This is a genomic window from Bhargavaea beijingensis (genome assembly GCF_900101985.1).
GTDB classification, from domain to species: domain Bacteria; phylum Bacillota; class Bacilli; order Bacillales_A; family Planococcaceae; genus Bhargavaea; species Bhargavaea beijingensis.
Genome location: NZ_FNAR01000021.1, coordinates 13,202 through 31,842, shown reverse-complemented (window position 1 = coordinate 31,842; position 18,641 = coordinate 13,202). Strand labels below are relative to the sequence as shown.

The 18,641-nt window shown below is 53.6% G+C and carries 17 protein-coding genes; 3 read left to right on the top strand and 14 right to left on the bottom strand.

The window, feature by feature from the left end; genetic code table 11:
• Positions 1-3: 3 nt before the first annotated feature.
• The 13 genes from BLT01_RS12630 to BLT01_RS12570 all read right to left on the bottom strand — a co-directional run bounded on the left by BLT01_RS12630 (position 4) and on the right by BLT01_RS12570 (position 13,214).
• On the bottom strand, positions 4-984 hold the full coding sequence (locus BLT01_RS12630; RefSeq protein ID WP_092098321.1) for a TAXI family TRAP transporter solute-binding subunit: 981 nt from the start codon (positions 982-984) through the stop codon (positions 4-6).
• Complete coding sequence (locus BLT01_RS12625; RefSeq protein WP_092098319.1) at positions 981-1,811, bottom strand: enoyl-CoA hydratase/isomerase family protein; 831 nt, start codon at positions 1,809-1,811, stop codon at positions 981-983. The genes BLT01_RS12630 and BLT01_RS12625 overlap by 4 nt, the downstream gene beginning before the upstream one ends.
• Positions 1,792-2,856 (bottom strand): acyl-CoA dehydrogenase family protein, encoded by a 1,065-nt coding sequence (locus BLT01_RS12620; RefSeq protein ID WP_092098317.1) that lies wholly within the window; start codon positions 2,854-2,856, stop codon positions 1,792-1,794. Before BLT01_RS12620 ends, BLT01_RS12625 begins: the two co-directional genes overlap by 20 nt.
• Entirely contained in the window at positions 2,853-4,007 is a 1,155-nt protein-coding gene (locus tag BLT01_RS12615) for an acyl-CoA dehydrogenase family protein (protein ID WP_092098315.1), read from the bottom strand. The genes BLT01_RS12620 and BLT01_RS12615 overlap by 4 nt, the downstream gene beginning before the upstream one ends.
• Before the next feature lie 372 nt (positions 4,008-4,379).
• A complete protein-coding gene (locus tag BLT01_RS12610; RefSeq protein WP_143020595.1) occupies positions 4,380-4,562 on the bottom strand; it encodes a hypothetical protein in 183 nt (60 codons plus the stop codon).
• Between the two features lie 112 nt (positions 4,563-4,674).
• A complete protein-coding gene (locus BLT01_RS12605) occupies positions 4,675-4,926 on the bottom strand; it encodes a hypothetical protein (RefSeq protein ID WP_245696932.1) in 252 nt (83 codons plus the stop codon).
• A 596-nt stretch (positions 4,927-5,522) separates the two neighbouring features.
• Entirely contained in the window at positions 5,523-7,025 is a 1,503-nt protein-coding gene (locus tag BLT01_RS12600) for a tripartite tricarboxylate transporter permease (RefSeq protein ID WP_092098311.1), read from the bottom strand.
• Positions 7,026-7,038: 13 nt separating this feature from the next.
• A complete protein-coding gene (locus tag BLT01_RS12595; RefSeq protein WP_092098309.1) occupies positions 7,039-7,497 on the bottom strand; it encodes a tripartite tricarboxylate transporter TctB family protein in 459 nt (152 codons plus the stop codon).
• Positions 7,498-7,653: 156 nt separating this feature from the next.
• Positions 7,654-8,664 (bottom strand): tripartite tricarboxylate transporter substrate binding protein, encoded by a 1,011-nt coding sequence (locus BLT01_RS12590; RefSeq protein WP_092098307.1) that lies wholly within the window; start codon positions 8,662-8,664, stop codon positions 7,654-7,656.
• Between the two features lie 183 nt (positions 8,665-8,847).
• A complete protein-coding gene (locus tag BLT01_RS12585; RefSeq protein WP_092098305.1) occupies positions 8,848-9,534 on the bottom strand; it encodes a response regulator in 687 nt (228 codons plus the stop codon).
• Positions 9,531-11,123 carry an ATP-binding protein gene (locus tag BLT01_RS12580; RefSeq protein ID WP_092098303.1) on the bottom strand — a complete coding sequence of 531 codons (1,593 nt, stop codon included), beginning with the start codon at positions 11,121-11,123 and terminating at the stop codon, positions 9,531-9,533. The genes BLT01_RS12585 and BLT01_RS12580 overlap by 4 nt, the downstream gene beginning before the upstream one ends.
• 148 nt (positions 11,124-11,271) lie before the next feature.
• Positions 11,272-12,399, bottom strand: coding sequence for a M20 peptidase aminoacylase family protein (locus BLT01_RS12575; RefSeq protein ID WP_092098301.1), 1,128 nt, complete (start codon positions 12,397-12,399; stop codon positions 11,272-11,274).
• Between the two features lie 17 nt (positions 12,400-12,416).
• A complete protein-coding gene (locus BLT01_RS12570) occupies positions 12,417-13,214 on the bottom strand; it encodes a MurR/RpiR family transcriptional regulator (RefSeq protein ID WP_092098299.1) in 798 nt (265 codons plus the stop codon).
• Between the two features lie 113 nt (positions 13,215-13,327).
• Between BLT01_RS12570 and BLT01_RS12565 the strand changes: the two genes are divergently transcribed.
• Positions 13,328-14,716: a YfcC family protein gene (locus tag BLT01_RS12565; RefSeq protein WP_092098297.1), complete on the top strand. Its 1,389-nt coding sequence runs from the start codon at positions 13,328-13,330 to the stop codon at positions 14,714-14,716.
• A gap of 109 nt (positions 14,717-14,825) precedes the next feature.
• Here BLT01_RS12565 and BLT01_RS12560 read toward each other — a convergent pair whose 3' ends face one another.
• Entirely contained in the window at positions 14,826-15,440 is a 615-nt protein-coding gene (locus BLT01_RS12560) for a TetR/AcrR family transcriptional regulator (RefSeq protein ID WP_092098295.1), read from the bottom strand.
• A gap of 140 nt (positions 15,441-15,580) precedes the next feature.
• Between BLT01_RS12560 and BLT01_RS12555 the strand changes: the two genes are divergently transcribed.
• Together BLT01_RS12555 and BLT01_RS12550 are read left to right on the top strand one after the other, a co-directional pair.
• On the top strand, positions 15,581-17,137 hold the full coding sequence (locus BLT01_RS12555) for an AMP-binding protein (RefSeq protein ID WP_092098293.1): 1,557 nt from the start codon (positions 15,581-15,583) through the stop codon (positions 17,135-17,137).
• A gap of 33 nt (positions 17,138-17,170) precedes the next feature.
• Positions 17,171-18,508, top strand: a complete 1,338-nt coding sequence (locus BLT01_RS12550; protein WP_092098291.1) for an MFS transporter — start codon at positions 17,171-17,173, stop codon at positions 18,506-18,508.
• Positions 18,509-18,641 lie beyond the last annotated feature (133 nt).

The following is an 18,641-nucleotide window of genomic DNA, read 5'->3' as shown; positions in this document are numbered from 1 at the left end:
CTCCTATTTAAGGACTCCAATTTCTTTGTAGTACCGTTCAGCACCTGGATGGAGCGGTACATCAGCTGTTCCTTGTACGGCATCTTCCGGCTTGAACTGTTTCACGACCGAGTGACCTTCAGCGAGCTTGTCGAGGTTCTCCCAAAGGGATTTCGTCATTTCGTACACAGTTTCTTCATCGAGGTTGGCATCTACGGCGATGGAACTGAACTGTCCAACCGTCCGGATCTCATCTTCCTGCCCATCGTAGGTTCCTTTCTCGATCACATACTCGAAGTTCCACGGATAGTCATCGGAAGTCATATTGGCAATGCCCTCATCCGTCATATTCAGTACTTTCGAATCGACGGTAGAAATCAGTTCGGTCGCAGCGGAGGCCGGAACGCCCGTATAGATATTTACGGCCTGCGCCTGCTTGTTGCGCATTAGGTCTACGGCTTCGGTGAACCCGACGTAGTTCTCATTGACCTTTCCGATATCTACACCGTGGGATTCAAGAATCAGCTTGGACTCCAGTTCAGTGGCGGATCCTGCCGCTCCCAACACAAAAGATTTGCCAGAGATGTCCTCGACGGATTCGATTCCTGAATCATCAAGGGCGATAATATGGCTCACGTTCGGATAGAGGTTCGCCATAATCCGGATATCGTCGTAGGCATCTCCTTCAAAGCTGTTTTTACCGTTATATGCCTCCCAGATAATGTTCACTGTCGAAAACGCCATGTCCGCCTGATCCTTTTGCATCAGCTTGAGGTTTTCCACGGATCCATTGGAACCTTGGGAAGTGACCTGAATCTCTGCATCATTTGTCCAATGCGTCGCCAGCAGAGCGCCCAGCGGATAATAGACGCCGGTCGTGGTGCCAGTTGTGAACGTCACTTTTGATGAACTGCTTTCTCCTTCAGCACCAAATGAATTGCAAGCGCTTACAAATAAGATCAGGCAGGCGGCAATAACCAGCCCCAACCACTTTCTCATCTTCATGCTCTGACCTCCTCGTCTTTCGCATTGAATACTGGTTTCCGCTTTTCAATTACTGCCTGTACACCTTCCTTGAAATCGGCCTCTTCCATGATCAGCCCCATCTTCGAGGAGATGAAATCAAGGGACGAACGGAGCGACATATCACGATTTGCATAGACGGCACGCTTGATTAGCTGGATGGCCTGCTGTGGTCCTGCTGCCAGGCGCTCGGCATAGGCTTGGGTGTAGCTGTTCAGTTCTTCGTCACTCACAACAAAGGAGACAATTCCACGCTCTTTTGCTTCCTGTGCGGTGATGGCCTCGCCCGTCCAGAGCATATGAAGGGCCATGTCCAGTCCTGCCAGTTTAGGAAGGAAATAAGCTCCACCGTCGCCGGGAACCAGTCCCACTTTCACATAGCTCTCGGAAAGTGTCGCCGACTCACCCGCAATCCGGATATCACACATCAGCGCCATGTCCAGACCCGCGCCGAAAGCCGGGCCATGAATCTTGGCGATCACCGGTTTGTCGATCTCTTCAAGCAGAAGCGGAATCCGCTGCACTTTCTTCCAGAGGGAATTCTTGCGCTTAAGTCCGGAAGATATCTGATCTTTATCGGATTTGTAGAATCCCTGTCCGGCGATCATTTCCTTGATGTCGCCCCCGGAACAGAACCCCTTGCCTGCACCCTGGACGATGAGAACACGGATTTCGTCCGAGTCCCTCACTTCCTCCAGTGCTTCGATCCAAAGGTCGAGCATTTCTCCGCTGAACGCGTTCAGGGCCTTAGGTCGGTTAAGTGTGATGCTTGCAATTCCATTTTGGTGGTCAAACAACAGATCCGGCATGGACATTCCCTCGCTTTGTTTTAGTAATGGATTCCCACAGTGACTCTTCCTTCGTCAGGTAACGTTCAGCCAGCACGTTGGCCCAGTAAGTCTCGTTTCCGTATTCTTCACGCCACGTCCAGAGACGGCGTGTGGACAGGTGAAGTTCATGTTCATACGTCATTCCGATTGCCGCATGCAGCTGGTGTGCCCTCGAGGAGACCGTGCCGGCAGCCTCAGAAATGCGGATCTTGGCCATTGCTATCTCATCGCTGCCGGTACCTCTGCTTAAAGCATCATTACTGCCGCTAAGTGCACCGAGCACAGCTGCTGCTTCGCCTGCAATTGCCGCGATATGATGCTGGATGGCCTGGAACCGTGTAAGCGGCCTGCCAAATTGCTGCCGTTCCTTTGCGTAGAAGACACAAAGGTTGAGAACATGTTCAATAGCCCCTGCCATCATGGCAGATCGTCCGGCTGCCCCGATTTCAAGCAATCGTGCCGTCGCCTGCTTTGCCTGTTCACCCTCGCTGAGAAGTTCGATATCCGGGTCATTAATCACCAATTGATCGAGCGGCTCGCCCGCGAGGTTTTGGTTTTCCACGACTTGTATTCCATCAGTGGAGAATTGTCCGATCCCTGGCTTCCCGTTGATCGTCCCAGCCACGATCACCTTGGAAGCCACTCTTCCCCATGGCACGTGCTCAAGCTTAAGCGGAGTCCCTTCTTCGATCAGGAAGTCGCCGATTACAAAGGACATCGGTAGAGGTTCTGCCTCTTCCCCGAATTCTGCCAGTGTCCATACAGCCCCTAACGTTTCAAGCAGTGGAGCCGGCACGGCATGCTTGCCTGCCAGATGAAGGACAGCCAGCGCATCCTCCACGTCTCCACCTACGCCTCCCAGTGCTTCCGGTACCCCGATTGATAGCATTCCGGACTCTGCAAGCACCTGCCATAGTTCTTCCGGAAACGCTCCGGACTCCACCGACTCGTTGAGTTCTTTCGTCACCTGGTCTCTAAAGATCTTTTTTGCCGAGTCTGCAATGAATTCCAGCATTTCACTCATGCTGATGCCACTCCCTTCGCAACAATTCCCCTCAGAATCTCCGTTGTACCTCCGCGGATGGTGAAGCCCGGTCCGTGCAAGACTGATTCCGCCATCAGCCGGTCAAGCAGACGCTCCGCCGTGACGGACGGCCGCATCGGCAACAGCAGACGAACCGCTTCCGCAACAGATTGTTCGAACAAGGTGCCCAGGTCCTTCACAAGCGAAGCCGCCAGTGCGACGTCCTTGCCTCCCTCCAGCATTTGGGCAACCCCGATCGACATGTTCCGGAGCGACCAGAGTCTTGCATTTAGCTTGGCCACTTCGGCCAGGCCCTTTTGATCTTGTTGCTCGGTCAGGAGGCGCTGTGCCTCCTGCAGGAGCGGGAATGTGCTGAGGATCCGTTCCGGGCCGCTCCGCTCATAGGCAAGCTCCAGCATGCCCTGCTTCCAGCCATTACCGACCTCGCCGATGACCCGGTTATCCGGGACGAAAACGTTTTCAAGAAACACTTCGTTAAAGTGATGCTCACCTGTAAGGAACTGGATCGGACGGATGCTGACCCCTTCCGCGGACAGGTCGATAATCAGCTGACTCATCCCGTCATGCCGGCGCTTCTCGTCCTGCGGCGAAGTCCTGCAGAGCGTGATCATGTAGTGGGAATGGTGCGCACCGGACGTCCATGTCTTCATCCCGTTGACGACCCATCCGCCCTCCACCTTTTCGGCTCTAGTTTTCAGTGAAGCCAGGTCAGACCCAGAGTTCGGTTCAGACAAACCGATTGAGAAGAAGCACTCTCCTTTGGTGATCTTCGGAAGGAAGAAATCCTTCTGTTCCTCAGTCCCAAGATTGAGAAGTAGTGGCCCTGACTGTCTGTCTGCAAACCAGTGGGACGCAACAGGTGCACCAGCCGCAAGCAATTCTTCAGTGAGGATATACCGGTCAATCGCCGAGCGCTCACTGCCCCCATATTCTTTTGGCCAGGTCATTCCGATCCACCCGCGCTTCCCAAGCATTTTGGAAAATTCAGCGCTGTACCCGCTCAGCCATGAATCCGCATGCGTCGCAAACGTCCCCTTCTTCCGCTCCTCGTCCAGAAAACTCCTGACCTCATGCCGGAACGCTTCTTGCTCAGGAGTCAGCCGCACCAGCGGTAGCTGTAGTTCCTTCATGCCTTCCCCTCCATTTGAATAACCATGACCATTTATCGTTATACGGTAACGGTTATCTTAGATTAATAAGTTAAGGCGATTATTGCAGAGGGAAAGTTGAATGGCAATACAGAATATTATTAATATTTTAGTTACTTACTTTGATATAGTTTTTCGTGCCGGAGTAATTTCTTATTGATTCACTCTTGTTATTCTGTCTTATAACGGAATATCTGCTGTCTTGCGAAGTAATAATGGTTTGCTGCTGCTTCATAATTACTATTGAATAAAAGTTATCATTTGCTCATTTTTGGAGTACTGATGATATTTCCGAGCATATAAAAAAGCAGATTCCAGCGTCGAAAACGCTGGAATCCACTTTTTATTCTTTTACTATTGTTCAATTGTTGCATCCGATAGTTTCAGGTATTGGCCATCTTGGACGGTAAACTGGAACCGGCCGGAGAAGATTTCATTGTCGACAATATCACTGTTGCCAACCGGTCCGGACATGATGGCAACATATCCGTCGCCCTCGTCGGCGGTGGCGACATAGGTCCCTGGTTTTATCATCAATCCGTTGGTATGTTGTATTGATCACGCTTGCCCCTTTACGCTTTTACTCATTCGTCCCTTGCCAAAGTTAATCCACTGTAGTCAAATGTGTAATGATTTGCTCTCTGTTGCGTTAACTTTTGAATTTGATTGAAAAAGAACAGATTTTCATCCATTCGAAAAACAGGCAATTCGCCGTGAGATCACTGATGCCGCGCTGAGCGTTCCGGACTTGCTTGCCGACAATCAGCATGGACTCCTCTTCATCGCATATCATGTAGATATTCTTGCGCAACAACTCTTCGACATCACTTTCTTTACAAGCAACATCAGAGAATGTCGTTGAATTGAATTTAACTGCTGTGCCGTTGGTAATTTTGCACATCCGGCTCCCTCCCGAGAAGACGTGTGAAGTACTCCTTCAACTATATCATTTCCAAATACTGTAATCATCAATGCAGGTAACCATTCGCCTTCCGGGGTAACTCTCCATACTTCAAATACAAAAACCGCCTAAAGAGTCTACTTCTCTAGGCGGTCTTCGACCATTGGTACCTTTCTTGATTACCCGAGAAAAGGAATCAAATGATTACGAAGATTATTTCCCTTCAGCAGTTAATAAGGACAAAGTGAAATAATACATAGATAAAAGAAAAGTGGCCAGATAGCTCCTTTTCTTTAATTTGTGATTACATGGTGGCATTTTGATGGAGCACGCCAATCATGAACAAACTGGGAGTTCCGCGATGATCGCGGCCGGTCCACCTTTGCTCAGTTTAATCAGGATTTCCGTAATGACCTATTGACCTCCAGGACTTCCTCGACGATTTCCGCCAGCCCAAACAGAAACATCAGTGTCAGCATGGTGTCATCTGCTGTCCCCCGCCAAATCCGCACAAAAAACGGGCTGATTAATCCCGCCAAGCAGGATCATCAGCCCGATGGTGAGCAGCAATGCCGCCCTTCTGTTCAATCATGCGGTCACGCTTCCGCTGCTTTCTCTTTGTTTTTGCGAAGCTGCTTGAGGAGCGGGAAGACAAATGACAGCAAAGCGAGGATCAGCAGGCCGAGTGCGATCTTGTCATCCAAGAAAATCGACAGGCTGCCGTTCGAGATGGTCATCGCCTGGCGCAGCGACTGCTCGAGCATGCCGCCGAGGATAAATGCCAGGATGAACGGCGGTGCCGGAAACGAGAAGAGCCTCATCAGGAACCCGATGACCCCGAACAGCAACAGCATGTACAGGTCGAACGTGTTGAAGCTGATCGCATACACCCCGATCATACTGAAGACAATGACAAGTGAAATCAGCAGCGGGCGCGGGATCTTGAGGATCTTCGCAAAGTACGGGATGAGCGGCAGGTTGATGATCAATAGGAAGATGTTCCCGATGTACATCGATGCGATGACGCCCCAGAAGATTTCCGGCCGGTCGGTCATGAGCATCGGGCCCGGCTGGACGCCAAGGACGAGGAACGCGCCGAGCATGACGGCGGTCGTTCCGGAACCCGGGATCCCGAGGCTCAGGAGCGGGACAAAGGCACCGCTCGTCGCGGCGTTGTTTGCCGTTTCCGGAGCGGCCAAGCCCTTGACGGAGCCTTTACCGAACTCATCCGGGTTTTTCGAGAGCCGCTTTTCAAAGATGTACGAGATAAACGATGCGATCGTCGCCCCTGCTCCCGGAAGGACCCCGAGGATAAATCCGAGGAACGAGTGGCGCGTCATCGGTCCGCTCATATCTTTCAGATCCTGTTTATCGAGCTTTAGGCTGCCGATGTTGTGCGTGTCCTTGACCGACTTGTCTTTCCGGTTCAAAACGAGCGAGCACACTTCCGCAATCGCAAACAGACCGAGCGCAATGACGAGGAAGTCGAGGCCCTCAAGCAGGTTCATGTTGCCGAATGTAAAACGTTGCGTGCCTGTCTGGGCATCGATGCCGATCGTGACAACCATGAAGCCGGCAACAGCCGAAATCAGCGCTTTGATCGTCGAGCCTTCGGACAGGCTGGCAATGGCGGTAAGGCCGAGGAGCATCAGGGCAAAGTAAGCGGCCGGTCCGAACGAGACCGCCACGCTCGACAGTGCCGGGGCCAGAAGCATCAGCAGGACTACCGACACCGTACCGCCGGTGAATGAAGCAATCGCCGCGATGGCGAGCGCTTTCCCGGCCTTGCCTTGCTGGGCCATCGGATAGCCGTCGAATGACGTTGCAACCGCACCCGAAACGCCCGGCGCATTCAGGAGAATCGACGAGGTGGAACCTCCGAAGATGGCGCCATAGTAAACGCCCGCCATCATGATGAGCGCCGTCGCCGGATCCATTCCGAATGTCATCGGGATCATGACAGCGATGGCGCTGATCGGGCCAAGCCCCGGAAGCATCCCGATAATCGTTCCTACAAAGACACCGATGATCACGAACAGGATGGCTTCAAGACTGAACGCAGTCTGAAAGCCTGTGATGATTCCATCTAAAGAACCCATAGTAACCTCCTAATCAGAACGGCAGGATCCCGCTAGGCAGCGTGATGCTTAGCAGTTCCGTGAACATAAAGTAAAGGACGAGCGGGAACACGACCGCCGTGATGCCGTTCGCGACGTGGTTCCGGTACCCGAGGAAAAACGAACAGAAGAAAATGAACAGCGCTGTCGTAAGGACAAAGCCGATCACTTCAAGAAGCAGGATGTATGCCAGGATCAATCCGGCGACGCCGAGGAGCATGCCGATTTCTCTTTTCGGGATGTCGCGCCGCTTTTTCTGTTCTTCCGTTTCGGAATCTTTTGCGAAGAACAGGAAAATGGACAGGACAATCAGCAGCACGCCGAGCGTTTTCGGCAGGACGTCGGCATCGACGATGGCATACGGATAGCTCGGGATGCGGAACGCACCGAACAGATACAGCGCAGCGATCGCGATAAGGATCAGGCTGACTTTCTGATTCAACGTTTTAAGCATGGGAACATCTCCTGTGTTGCTGTATTGATGGTTCGTCATTTTTCGCGCCCAAGATGGCGGGAACCCCCCGCCTCTTTGCAGAAGCCGGGGGTTCAGAAATCTTATTGGAAGACAGGCGGAGCCGGCCATTCCGGAATGGTTCGTCGGACGGCCTGCTTACTTCGCAAGGCCAAGCTCGTCAAGAAGCACCTGGATGTCTTCACGCTGCTCGTCGAGGAATGCTTTATACTCTTCGCTGTCGAGGTACATTTCGTTCCAGCCGAATTGTTCGCGGATTTCCGCGAATGCTTCGGAATCACTGAGTTCCTTGAACTTCTCTTCGTAGTACTCGACGGCAGCAGGTTCCAAGTCTGCAGGGCCGAAGAAGCCTCTCCAGTTGATGAATGTCTCATCGATGCCCTGTTCTTTGGCAGTCGGGAAGTCTTCGAGGACTTCGCCTTCCAGGCGCTCTTCGGAAGTCACGCCGAGGACGCGGACCTTGCCTGCCTTGACCTGCTCGACCGTTTCGGCAACACCCGTGGAGTAGACATCCACGCTGCCGTTCAGGAGCTGTGTCATTCCGCCCGCATCCTGTGCGGACACATACTTGATCTTCGTTATGTCAACGCCTGCGGCTTTGGCGATCTGGACGAACTGCATGTGGTCCATCGAGCCAGGGGACGACGTGCCGACAACCGTGATGCTTGCCGGATCTTTTTTCATGTCTTCAAACAGTTCGTTCAGGTCCTGCCACTTTGCGTCTTCGCGCACCGCGAAAGCCGCATAGTCGGCGATGACATTCGCAATCGGCGTGAAGTCTTCATGGTCATATTCGGACTGGCCGTTTAGCGGGATGAAGATCATCGGAGGCGATGTCACAAACAATTTGTGCGGATTACCTTCATAGTTGGCGATGTACGACCAGCCTACGGCACCGCCGCCGCCTTCTTTGTTCGTGACGCCGATTTTGCCGTCGATGATCTCTTCTTCCTGAAGGACTTTCGCCGCCATACGGGCGGTCGTGTCCCAGCCGCCGCCCGCGCCTGCAGGCGCGACGATTTCGATCGATTCGGTCGGCTTGAACTCACCGCCGCCGGATTCGGCGTTCCCTGATGCGCCGTCATCACTGCCGCATGCGGCCAGCATCATGGACAAGCCCAGTGCGGCGGGCAGTAGTAATTTCTTCAATGGTGGTTCCCCCTTCGTTTATACGAACTTCTTCAATAACTCAGTTTTCAGTTTAGTAGCCCAATTACGCACTGTAAACGTTTGCAAATTATTGGGCGTTTTGTTCATTGTGTTCACGGAAAGGGGTGTAACCATTCGCACGCGGTGATCACTCATCAAAAAAACGCCGCTCCCGGGCGACGTTCAGTTGTTCCTGTTCATGAAGTATTTCCGTTCCGGCCTTCCTACCGCACCGTATTCCAGGTCGGCGATGGCTTCATTTTCGGAGATGAGGTATTCGAGATAGCGGCGGGCGGTCGTGCGGGAAGCGCCGATCTGTTCGCCCATTTCTTCCGCGGTGATGCCGGCTTCAAGCGGCTTCAAGGTATTCCGGACCTTGTCCAGCGTGAGGGGATCGATGCCTTTCGGAGTCTGGGCCTGCGACGTCCGAACCGCCTCCGCCGGCACACCGAGCATCCGGTCAAGCAACGCCTGGTCAAAGTCCCCGGCGTCGCCGATTCGCTTGGTCTTCATCTTAAAACGCGCAACCGCCTCGATAAACCGCTCCTTTTTCACCGGCTTGATGATGTAGTCGGTGACGCCCTGGTTGAGGAGCCGGCTGACGACATCGTGCTCGACCGCGGCCGAGATGATGATGAAGTCGAGTTCCGGGCGGATCATCCGCAGCTTCGGAATCAGTTCGACACCCGTGATGTCAGGCAGGTAAACGTCAAGCAGCACCAGGTCGACTTTCTCTGCCTGCACGGCCTTCACTGCGTCGCTGCCCGACAACACGTTCCCGACCACCACCACCTCCGGAATCTCCTTGAGGAACCCTTCATGGATGCCGGCAATCCTGAAATCATCTTCCACAATCAGCACGCGAATCATCCAACCCCTCCTGTCTGTTTTGGTATAAACACGGTAAACACCGCTCCGCCTTCCTGGCTGTTATGCGCTTCGATATAGCCGCCGAGTTCGTCCACCGCCCCACGCACAAGCGAAAGGCCGTAGCCTCTTCCGTCGGCTGCTTTTGTGGAGAACCCCTGCTCGTATAACCGGTCCGGATTCTTTTCCGGCAGGCCGCCTCCGCTGTCCGCGACTTCAAAGAGAATCTCCCGGCCGATGTCCGTCGCAAAAAACGTGACTTCCTTGCGGTCTGCATCCCGCACTTCTTCCATGGCGTTGTCGAGGAGGTTTCCGAGGATGGTGACAATCTGGGCGATGCCGATGTGTCCGGGGAGCGGGCCGAGGCCGCTGTTGTCATCGATGGTGAACCGGATCTTGTTTTCTGACGCCTTCCCGATTTTGCCCATGAGGATCGCCTGCACGGTCGGGTCCTGGATTTGCGTGAACAAAATCCGGTTCTGGCTGCGGGCCGTGTCGAGCTCGTCCGAGATCAGCTCGATCGCTTCGTTGTACTTCCCGAGCTGCATGAGCCCCGAGAGGACATAAAGCTTGTTCGTGTATTCATGGGTCTGGGCCCTCAGGTATTCCGAGTACTCCCGCACCTCAGACAGCGTATCGACAAGTTCTTTCAGCTCGGTCTTGTCCCGGAAACTAAAGACGGCGCCCGCTGGCTGGCCGTCCCGCTCGACCGGCAACGCATTCACGATCACATGACGGTCGTTGATGACCGCTTCCTCATTCGCCAGGCGGGCGTCCGGCCGGAGGAATCGCCGGGCGTCCGGGTTCGGATTGACCTCATCCAGCCGGTGAATATCCTGCTTTTCCGAAAGCCCGAGCAACCGCCGCGCGGAGTCATTCAGCATCGTGATTTCTCCCGCTTTGTCCACCGCGATGATCCCCTCGTGAACGGAAGACAAAATGGCCGTCCGCTCGGTGTAAAGGGATGCAATTTCCGCCGGCTCCAGCCCCATCGTGTCCTTCCGGATGCTGTCGGCCAGGCGGATGCCGCCGATCATACCGATGACGATGATGAGCAGGGCAAGCGCGATGATCTTGCCGAGCCGCTCGCGGATGATGGAGCGAGTATCTTCGACCATGTAGCCCACGGAAACGACCCCGACGATACGGTCATCGTAATCCAGGATCGGCGCCTTTCCCCGGACAGCCGGGCCAAGGCTGCCGACCGCCTCCGAGATGTACGACTCTCCGCCAACCAGCGCCCGGTCATTGTCTCCCCCGACCATCTTCTTCCCGATCTTGTCCGGATCCGGATGCGCATACCGGATGCTTTCCGTGTTCCCGATGACGACATACTCCGCCCCGGACAAAATCCGCACCTCCGTCGCGATCGGCTGCAGGATCACCTCAGGATTCGCGTCGTCGAACGCATTGCGCACCGACGGCATCTTCGCCACCACCTGTGCCATCCTCAGCCCCTTCTCCCCCGTCTCCTGTTCGATCCGCTGGTATTCCATGACGGCGTAAAAAACGGTCAGAAGAAGGGAGACGAGAAGGATCAGACCGGTGACCAGTCCGAGTATTTTCGTTTGCATGGAGACATTGGAGAACATGGGAAGGCTCCTTTATAGGTCAATCGGTTCAGGTCTTATTGCATCTATCATAATGGTTATTGGGGGTGGGATGAATAGTTTCGGATAATTCTTGTCTGAAAACTATGAAAGCAGCCGAAGAAAACGCTCCTCCGGCTGCTTTTTAAGACTATTTCGCCCGCTCCGCATGAATTGCTACAATCTCGCTCAGGATTTCAATCCCATTCATCATGGCCTCCGGGTTGAACGTCATGTCCGGGTGATGAAGGCCCGGCGCCAGCCCGCAACCCAGCCCAACCATCGTGGCTTTCAAATGCGGACGGTTGATTGTGTAAAAGTGAAAGTCGTCTCCTCCCGGTGTGACGATCGGTTCGGTCAGGTTGTTTTCTCCGATGGTGCGGACAATGGCCTGCCGGGCCACTTCCTCTGCTTCCGGATGCACTTCCGCCGCTGCAATGCCGAAGTCATCTGTAATCTTGATCTCGACATGGAACAGGTCCCGTGCGGATTGGATCATTTCCAGTATCCGGGTGCGGAGCTGCTCCATGGCGTCGTTCGTCTGCGCACGAATATCCAGTGCGATAGAGGCATTGCCCGGGATAATGTTGATGTTCCGGCCTCCCGCCAGAAACCTGGTGACTTTTGCAGTATGCGGGACATTCGGGTCCAGATGAATGGTGTGGAAAGCATTGACCAGATAGGTGCCAATCTCCACTGCATTATGTGTCAGATGCGGCCGTGCCCCGTGCGCGTCATCTCCTCTGATTTCAAAGGCGATGGCCCCGGTTGCCCCGTGCACGATCGCCGGAGCGGCTTTGCCGTCAGGGGTTTCCTGGTGAGGGCGGAGATGGATTCCGTAGTAGTAGTCCACGTCATCTACGACCCCCTGTTCCACCAATTTCAAGGCACCGGTCCCCACTTCTTCAGCCGGTTGAAAAATAAAGCGGACACCGATTTTCTCGAGAAGTCCGGGTTGCTTGCAGAGATTCCATAAGGTTCCGAGAACCATCGTCATATGAGCATCATGGCCGCAGGAGTGGTTGGCCCTCATCTCGCCTTGAACTTCCTGATACAGGGCGTCCATGTCTGCCCGCAAGGCAATGATCGGATTCCCATCCGAGAAATTCCCGATATCCCCGATCACGCCTGTGCAATCTTCGAATGTCCGGACCCGGCATCCGGTTTCCGCCAGCAATCCGGCAACTGTCTTGGTCGTTTCCGTCTCCTCCCAGCTCAGTTCAGGATGCGCATGAAAATGTTGAAACGTGTGCAACACTTTATCTTTTAGATCTTTCATCACGAAGGTCCCCTCTCTTATTTCACATAATATTGGTTTGCAGGATTGATGAAATCCAATTTCCCGAGCGTTTTGGCAATGTGGAGCAGCAAGGTGTTCATCACCGAAAACGTGACAGGCCCTTTTTCCAAAACCGATCTTTCCGCTCCCGGTAGCACCAGCGTGTGGTCAGCGTACCGAACAACCGGTGAATGAGAAGAATCTGTAATCACCAGCACCAGGTTCCCGTTATTCCTTGCCTCTTCCGCCAGCCGGATCGTGCCCATGGCATAGCGGTAGTACGAGAAAATCACGACACAATGGTCGCTGCCTTGCTTAATGATCCCGATATCAGTCTCGGGTCGGTACAAGGAAGCTGTCCCGGTCAAGGTGTTCAATAAGAAAGCAAACCAGTGAGCGAACGGGAACGACTGGTAATACCCGACTACCTGGACGGTTTCGGATTCAGCAAGGATATCGACAAATCGGCCCGCAACGGCTGCATCCATTTCCGCGGCCGCTTTTTGGATATTCCGCACATCACTGCTCATGACTTGGCCAAATGGGTTTTCGTGATCTCCCGGATTTTCATCTGTCACAACAGGCCCGGCCAATAGAGTCTGCTGAATATCTTTCTGTAATTCTCCAAATCCATCAAAGCCGATGGCCTTAGAAAAGCGGACAATCATCGTCTCACTTACACCCAATACTTCTGCAATCTGTTTGGCAGACCGTGTGGCAAAAAGAATCGGGTTTGCAAGCAGGGCCTCCCCAACTTTTTTCAAACCGAGTGTTAATGAATCATAGTGTTGCTCCGTTCTTTCACGATAAGGCATCTTAGGCCTCCTATGAATTTAATAATTTATTATTGTCAAAATAAATTATAAGGTTTATTATTTTCATTAGTCAACAAAATTTCAGAACATTGGACACAAAAGGGAGTGATTTCGTGAAAAAGAGATTTGCAGCATTACCGGATGCTTATATCATCCTATTCGTCATCCTGGCGCTGGCAGCCATCATGACTTGGGTGGTCCCTGCAGGAGAATACGAAAGAGTAGAAACGAAAGACAACACAGTTGTCGTTCCGGGCAGTTACTCACAAATCCATTCGGAACCCGCCAACCTCATGGATGTCTTTCTTGCGATACAAGAAGGGATGATTGCGGCTGCGCCACTGATTTTCTTGGTTTTGATCATCGGCGGATCGTTCGCAGTCATTGAAGCAACCGGAGCAATTGATGCACTGATCCTGAAAACCATCGAGAAAACGAAAAATAAGGAACTCATTCTGATTGCGGGAGTCATGGTGCTTTTCTCAGTTTTCGGAGCACTGGGCATCGTCGTCAATGCAGTCATCGCCTTTATCCCAATCGGCATCATCCTTGCCCGCTCCATGAAATTTGACGCAATTGTCGGGGTATCCATTATCTATCTCGGCGCCTATTCCGGATTCGCCACCGCATTCCTTGATCCGCTGACAGTCGGGACTGCCCAGCAGATTGCCGAACTCCCAATCTTCTCAGGAGTCGGCTACAGGGTTGTCATCTTTGCCACCGTCGTATTAGCTACGATTCTTTACATATTCTGGTACGCGAAAAAAATCCAAAAAGATCCTTCCAAGGGTGTCTTGAGCGATAACCCCTTCCCAAAAGTTGAAAATGGGCAGGCTGATACGAACGTCGAAATGACCGGCGTCCACAAACTGGTCCTGCTCTGGCTCGTCATTGGGATCGGAATTTATGTCTATGGTGTTTTCCGGCATCAGTGGGGCTTGAACGAAATGGCCGCCATCTTCCTGATAATTGCTGTGGGAACGGCTTTCATCGACCGCATCACGCCAAACCGACTGGTCGCTGAATTCTTTAACGGCGCGAAAGGGCTCGTGTATGGCGCACTGATTATCGGGATGGCCCGTTCTATCGTCGTCATCCTTGAGAACGGAAAGATTCTCGATACGATCGTTGAAGGCATGGCTGCCATGATGAGTCCGTTTACAAGCGCGACCGGAGCCGTCGTCATGTTCATTGCAAATGCCTTGTTTAACTTCCTCGTCACATCGGGCAGCGGACAGGCCGTCATCGTCATGCCGATCATGACACCGCTTGCCGATATTATGGATGTCCCTCGCCAAATCGCTGTCCAGGCTTATAAGATGGGGGATGGCTTCACCAATGTCATCACCCCGACATCCGGCGTACTGATGGCCTGCCTCGCTGTTGCCGGCGTGCCTTGGACGAAATGGGCCAAGTTTGTTGCACCTCTGTTGCTGATCTGGTCTGTTCTCGCGATCATCTTCCTGGTCATCGGTGTCTGGATGGACTGGGGACCATTCTGATCGAAAAATAAATGAAACGGAAAAGGACGAACCTTTGGCGGGTTCGTCCTTTTTGTATGGAGTTATATGGGAGTCGGAGCCCCGGTAAACACTCGGGTGACTTAGGTAATCACTCGTTGACCCCGTATCTCCCCATCACCCCATCCATAAACACCTCGATATACATCCTGCTCTCCTTCTGAAGATCAAACGCCTCCCCGAATGCATGCCAGTCATAAAGCGTCCCGCGCATGCAGCGGGTGATCTGCCAGGTGAGCTGCTGGATGTCGACGGCCCCCTGCAGTTCTCCCCGCTCGATCGCTTCGTTGATCATTCCCCTCACAATGCGGTACAGGCTCCGTTCGGAGTTGGCGAAGAAGTTTTCATCGGTGTCGTTGAGACCGCTGATGTAGACGGTTCTCATCAGGTCTTTGCCGAGGATGTTTGCGAGGTAGTCCATTTGCCCTTCAAACAGGAGGAGGATTTTTCCCTTAAAAGTAGCCTCTTCCGGAATCGTCCCGACGAATTCTTCGTAGAAGGAGTCGATCTCTTTAAATTTCTCGATGAAGATGCCGTATTTGGATTTGAAGTGGCCGTAGAAAGCGCCTTTGGAGCTGTTGCTCTGCTTGACGATTTCATCGACGCTGACGTTGTCGAAGCCTTTCTTCTTGAACAGTTCAAGTGCGGTGTCGAACAGGCGCTGCCTGGTCTGTTCTGCCTGGGTTTGCCGGTTTGTGATGGTCATGTCGCTCTCCTTTCAAGTCTTATATAGTAATTATTCAAAATATTATTGACAGATCATTCATCTATTGCTTATATTATAGACTATAGTCCAAGACCGCGGTCTATGAAAGTTGTAAGCGCTTTAATGAAGGAGGGCACATCATGGATATCATCGGAAACCGGACGCTCAGCACGCTTCTGAAGGAAAAGGCGGAGCAGTACGGGAACAAAGAGTTCATCGCATTCGAAGACGCGAAGGGCAACCAGACGCGCAAGACATACAGTGAGTTTCACGAGGAAGTACTCGCGTTCAGCCGCTCGCTCCTCAAGCTCGGTATCCAAAAGGGAGACCATTTCACCGTCCACCTGCCGAACAACACGGAGTTCCTGACAATCTGGTTTGCAGCGGCAAAGCTTGGGGCCGTCATGGTGCCGACCAATATCCTCTCAACCGCAGACGAGATGAACTATCTGATCAACCACTCGGATTCGGTTTTGCTCATCACCGAAGAAGAATACCTGGAGAAGTTCACAAACATCAAAGACGAGATCCCGAATATCCGGCATACCATACTGACACGCTCCAACGGCCACGAAGGCACCCATTCTTTCGATCAGCTTGTTGAAGAAGGCAGACAGCTCAGCTTAGAATTTCCCGAAGTCCACGCAGAAGACGTTGTCGGCATGCTTTACACTTCCGGCACGACGTCCAAGCCAAAAGGCGTCCAGGTGACGAATGCGAATTACATTTTCACCGGTGAGCTGATGTCCAAGACAATCGGGCTCACGCCGGACGACCGGACATTCACTGTGCTCCCCATGTTCCACGGCAACGCGCAGTACTACACCTGCATGCCGGCACTGATGGCGGGCGGAAGCATTGCGCTCACCGAGAAGTTCAGCGCTTCCCGCTACTTCAAGCAGGCCAAGGCGCTCGGCGGGACAGTCGGTTCCCTCTTCGCCGCTCCGATCCGCATGATTCTCTCCAAGGAGTACGACCCGGCGGACCGGGACAACCCGCTCCGCCTCATCTTGTTTGCCCAGTCGGTCGGACAGCAGGAGCTCGACCAGTTCGAGGATCAGTTCAACACCCTCCTGTATCAGCTGTACGGCATGACCGAAACCGTCGGGATCCCGCTGATGAATCAGCCGCACGGAACGCCCAACAACCTGAGCATCGGGCGTCCGACTCTAGGATATGAAGTGAAGCTGATCGACGAGGAAGGCAACGAGGTTCCTGCTGGACAAACCGGACAGATTGCAGTGAAAGGTGTCCCTGGACGGACCATCATGAAAGGCTATTTCAAGAATCCCGAAGCCACTGCCGCCACCGTCCAGAACGGCTGGTTGTTGACCGGCGACAACGCCCGGCTCGGGGAAGACGGCCGCTTCTACTTTGTCGACCGCCTGAAGGATATGATCAAGCGCTCCGGCGAGAACGTCGCGGCCGGCGAAGTGGAAAGTGTTCTGACCGATCACGAAGCAGTCTATGAAGCTGCCGTCGTCGGCGTGCCGGACCCGATCAAAGACGAAGCCATCAAGGCGTTTGTCATCCTGCACGACGGCGCGTGCGCCACTTCCGAAGAACTGCTGGACTACTGCCGGGAACGTCTCGCCAATTTCAAAGTGCCGGACACCATCGATGTGGTTCAAGACTTCCCGAGAACGGCCGTCGGAAAAATTCAGAAGCACCTGATCCGCCAATCCGTCCTCGCTTGAGAATTACACTATATATAGGAAGAAGGCATCCATATGAAAAAAGGAAAAGTCCTGCTGGCCAGCCTCTCGGGTTCTGTCATTGAATGGTACGACTTCTATTTGTACGGGACCGCGACCGCCCTCGTGTTCTCGACCCTGTTCTTCCCCAACCATGACCCGGCCATCTCCATCCTGATTGCCTTCGCGACATTCGGGGCGGGCTATGCGGCGCGGCCGATCGGCAGTATCATCTTCGGCCACATCGGGGACAGGATCGGGCGAAAAGCTTCACTGATGCTGACCCTGATCGGGATGGGCGGCAGCTCCTTCTTAATTGGACTCCTCCCCACCTATGCCCAGGTCGGTGTGCTCGCACCCGCCCTCCTTGTCCTCCTGCGCCTTATCCAGGGCATCGCTCTCGGCGGAGAATGGGGCGGCGCCGTTCTTCTCGCAACAGAATCGGCGCGCAAAGGGCTCCGCGGCCTGTTCGGCTCCATCCCGCAGCTGGGCGTACCGATCGGTCTCGTCCTCGGAACATTCAGCTTCACGGCCATTAGTGCGTTTACCACGGAAGCGCAATTCATGGCCTGGGGATGGCGGATTCCGTTCCTCTTTAGTGCCGTCCTGATTGTACTCGCCATCTGGATCCGGAGCACCATTGAAGAAACACCGGAATTCCAGAAGAAAAAAGAATCCGGACAGATCGCAAAGATTCCGGTGGCCGACCTGTTCCGCAACAACAAAAAGGACCTGTTCCGTGTGATCGGCCTGAAACTCGGCGACGGATTCTTCAATGTCTTCCTGATGTCATTCATCCTCGTCTACGCGACAACCTACGTCGGGTATTCCCGTGACCAGGCCCTTCTTGCCCTGACACTCAGCTGCGCCACGATGATCATCACGATCCCGATCGTCGGCTACATCTCCGACTTTATCGGCCGCAGAACCATCTACATCGCAGGCCTTGTCGCCATGATTGCACTTGCCATCCCGTACTTCCTGGCAGTCCCTGCAGGCACCGGCTGGTTCTTCACGATGCAGATCCTCCTGCTCGGCGTCGTATGGGCATCGATCTTCGCCACACAGGGAACGTTCTTCTCCGAACTGTTCCCGGCCAACGTCCGCTACACCGGACTCTCGCTCGGCTACCAGGTCGCCGCCGCCATCGTCGGCTTCGGCCCGATGCTCTGGGCCACCATGGGCGACCGGTTCGGCGCCGCCCCGTACCTGTTCGGCGGCTTCATGATCGGCGGACTCCTGATCTCCCTGATTCTGTCCATCTTCTCGCCGGATACCCGGACGGTGACGCAGTACGAGGAGCATGCGGAACTTGGGGATCTAGGAGAACCCGAAATGAAGATCACGCCTTCCGGGAAACAGTTGAATTATTGAGGAATGAGGAAAAGCAGCCGGGGTGGCTGCTTTTCTTTTGATTTGTATTATATCCAAGTTGTTATCTACTATCAGAAATCCTATCCGATTGACAGTAAGCGCGGCAAAAGCATCGGAAGCTTCGCCAGCTTCA

What these genes read in the sequence shown, in the direction of transcription:
- BLT01_RS12630 (WP_092098321.1), bottom strand. Translation starts at nt 984, where the DNA reads ATGAAGATGAGAAAGTGGTTGGGGCTGGTTATTGCCGCCTGCCTGATC.
- BLT01_RS12625 (WP_092098319.1), bottom strand. Translation starts at nt 1,811, where the DNA reads ATGCCGGATCTGTTGTTTGACCACCAAAATGGAATTGCAAGCATCACA.
- BLT01_RS12620 (WP_092098317.1), bottom strand. Translation starts at nt 2,856, where the DNA reads ATGAGTGAAATGCTGGAATTCATTGCAGACTCGGCAAAAAAGATCTTT.
- BLT01_RS12615 (WP_092098315.1), bottom strand. Translation starts at nt 4,007, where the DNA reads ATGAAGGAACTACAGCTACCGCTGGTGCGGCTGACTCCTGAGCAAGAA.
- BLT01_RS12605 (WP_245696932.1), bottom strand. Translation starts at nt 4,926, where the DNA reads ATGTGCAAAATTACCAACGGCACAGCAGTTAAATTCAATTCAACGACA.
- BLT01_RS12600 (WP_092098311.1), bottom strand. Translation starts at nt 7,025, where the DNA reads ATGGGTTCTTTAGATGGAATCATCACAGGCTTTCAGACTGCGTTCAGT.
- BLT01_RS12595 (WP_092098309.1), bottom strand. Translation starts at nt 7,497, where the DNA reads ATGCTTAAAACGTTGAATCAGAAAGTCAGCCTGATCCTTATCGCGATC.
- BLT01_RS12585 (WP_092098305.1), bottom strand. Translation starts at nt 9,534, where the DNA reads ATGATTCGCGTGCTGATTGTGGAAGATGATTTCAGGATTGCCGGCATC.
- BLT01_RS12580 (WP_092098303.1), bottom strand. Translation starts at nt 11,123, where the DNA reads ATGTTCTCCAATGTCTCCATGCAAACGAAAATACTCGGACTGGTCACC.
- BLT01_RS12575 (WP_092098301.1), bottom strand. Translation starts at nt 12,399, where the DNA reads ATGAAAGATCTAAAAGATAAAGTGTTGCACACGTTTCAACATTTTCAT.
- BLT01_RS12570 (WP_092098299.1), bottom strand. Translation starts at nt 13,214, where the DNA reads ATGCCTTATCGTGAAAGAACGGAGCAACACTATGATTCATTAACACTC.
- BLT01_RS12560 (WP_092098295.1), bottom strand. Translation starts at nt 15,440, where the DNA reads ATGACCATCACAAACCGGCAAACCCAGGCAGAACAGACCAGGCAGCGC.
- BLT01_RS12555 (WP_092098293.1), top strand. Translation starts at nt 15,581, where the DNA reads ATGGATATCATCGGAAACCGGACGCTCAGCACGCTTCTGAAGGAAAAG.
- BLT01_RS12550 (WP_092098291.1), top strand. Translation starts at nt 17,171, where the DNA reads ATGAAAAAAGGAAAAGTCCTGCTGGCCAGCCTCTCGGGTTCTGTCATT.